General features: G+C 62.6%; 2 protein-coding genes. Both read right to left on the bottom strand.

Going from position 1 to position 1,862, the window contains the following annotated elements; translation table 11 throughout:
- Positions 1-610: 610 nt before the first annotated feature.
- Complete coding sequence (panC, locus tag EOA86_RS33015; RefSeq protein ID WP_128345400.1) at positions 611-1,489, bottom strand: pantoate--beta-alanine ligase; 879 nt, start codon at positions 1,487-1,489, stop codon at positions 611-613.
- Positions 1,486-1,862: 3-methyl-2-oxobutanoate hydroxymethyltransferase (locus tag EOA86_RS33010; protein WP_206630209.1), on the bottom strand; the 377-nt coding region annotated here is incomplete at its 5' end. The genes panC and EOA86_RS33010, both read right to left, overlap by 4 nt.

The following is a 1,862-nucleotide window of genomic DNA, read 5'->3' as shown; positions in this document are numbered from 1 at the left end:
GTTTATAGCTCTACCCAACGACAGTTGCGCCCAGCTTGTCCCTCGTTTGTGAAACAGGTCCATCTTTTTTGTCGGCACACTGGAACACGCGAACCAAGAATGCCCTTTTTCCTTCGGCAACAAGTAGGTCACTCGAGCACCTCATGGAGCATATCTGAGACCCCGAGCCACCGGAATGGCGTGCGCGGTCTCTACTCCAGTTCTACCGAACTCAACAACGTTGGCTGGCGATGGGTAGGATGCGGAGTGGGCAAGCGGCAGGCGGGAGATTGAGGATCGACAGAAGTTTTCGATATGTCGGCTGATGGAGGACAGCCCTGATCCGACTCTATTTTTTCCCTCCGAGATCGGATCGAGATTGACCTGCCCGACGCGAAGCAAATCAGTTCGGCTTCGCAATTCAGCTTTGCGTGATGCGGGGCGGATGTAGGTTGTCGTCAGGTTGCCGGCATCGCTTCCTTCAGGCGCTGCCCCGCGCTCCAATAGACACGCGGTACCCGTGCTCAGCCCTCCGGTTGCTCTGGAACGTGATATCGTTGCGGGTGTGCAGCGCTGCCTCGTTCGGAGCGCGCATCGCGCGTTTCGAAGTGACGGTAGAGGGTGATCCGCCTCAAGCCGCCGCGCGCGTGATGGCTCCTTGCCGGGCCGGCATTGCGACATTGTCGATCAGCCGCGTATCGCCAAGCCAGGCAGCCACGAGCAAGCGGCCAGGCCTGTCAAACATGTGCATCGGCGCAAGGTCCTCTTCGGCCCGCAGCTCAAGATACTCGATCCGGACGTAGCCTGCTGCGGCAATCGCCGAGCGCGCCTCGTCGAGTGTGGCGTCGACCGACGCACCGCCGGCGATACGCGCGGCGGCCTCGAACAGGATCGCGGCAAGTTTCGGTGCAGCCTGCCGCTGCGACGGCGACAAGCGTGCATTGCGCGACGACATCGCCAGACCGTCTTCCTCGCGAACCGTCGGGCAGGCGACGATCTCGATTGGAATGTCCAGATCGCGGGCGAGCCGGCGCACGACATGCAACTGCTGGAAATCCTTCTCGCCGAAGAAGGCGACATCGGCGCCCGTCTGCAGAAAGAGTTTTGCTACCACCGTCGCCACACCATCAAAATGACCCGGGCGATAAGCCCCGCACAGCCCCTCGGTCACGCCATTCACCGAGACGGTGGTTGCAAAACCTTCCGGATACATGTCCGCCGCATCTGGTACATACAGGATATGGGCGCCGAGCGGCGCGAGCTTGGCGGCGTCCTCGTGCTCTGTGCGCGGATAGGCGGCAAGATCAGCCGCACTGTTGAACTGCTTCGGATTAACGAACAGCGTCACGATGACCCGATCAACCTTCTCGAGTGCCGCACGTACCAGGCTCAGATGCCCCTCATGCAGGGCGCCCATGGTCGGTACAACAGCGACCTTGAGGCCGTTCTGACGCCATGCGGCGACAGCCGCTCGCAACTCCGCGACGGTCCGTGCGATCGGGATTCTCATGCAGCTTCTCCTGCTGTGACGGTCCTTGGCTCATCGCCAAAGACATGCTGGGCGGCTGGAAAGCGGCGCTCCCTCACCTCCCGCGCGTAGGTCGCGATCGCAGCCGAAGCAGCCTGGCTGAGGTCGGCATAGCGCTTGACGAATTTCGGCCGGAAATCGCCGAACAGTCCCAGCATGTCGTCGACGACGAGGATCTGGCCGTCGCAGGCTGGCGACGCGCCGATTCCGATCGTCGGTATCGGAACCTCTTCCGTGATCCGGCGGGCGAGCGGCTCAGGCACCTTTTCCAGCACGACGGCGAAGGCGCCCGCCTCGGCTACCGCGAGTGCATCGCGCCGGATGCGCTCGCCGTCCTCGCCCCTGCCCTGCACGG

Source organism: Mesorhizobium sp. M5C.F.Ca.IN.020.32.2.1, from assembly GCF_004023105.1.
In the GTDB taxonomy this organism is placed as follows: Bacteria; Pseudomonadota; Alphaproteobacteria; order Rhizobiales; family Rhizobiaceae; genus Mesorhizobium; species Mesorhizobium wenxiniae.
This window is presented reverse-complemented; position numbering and strand designations above follow the sequence as displayed.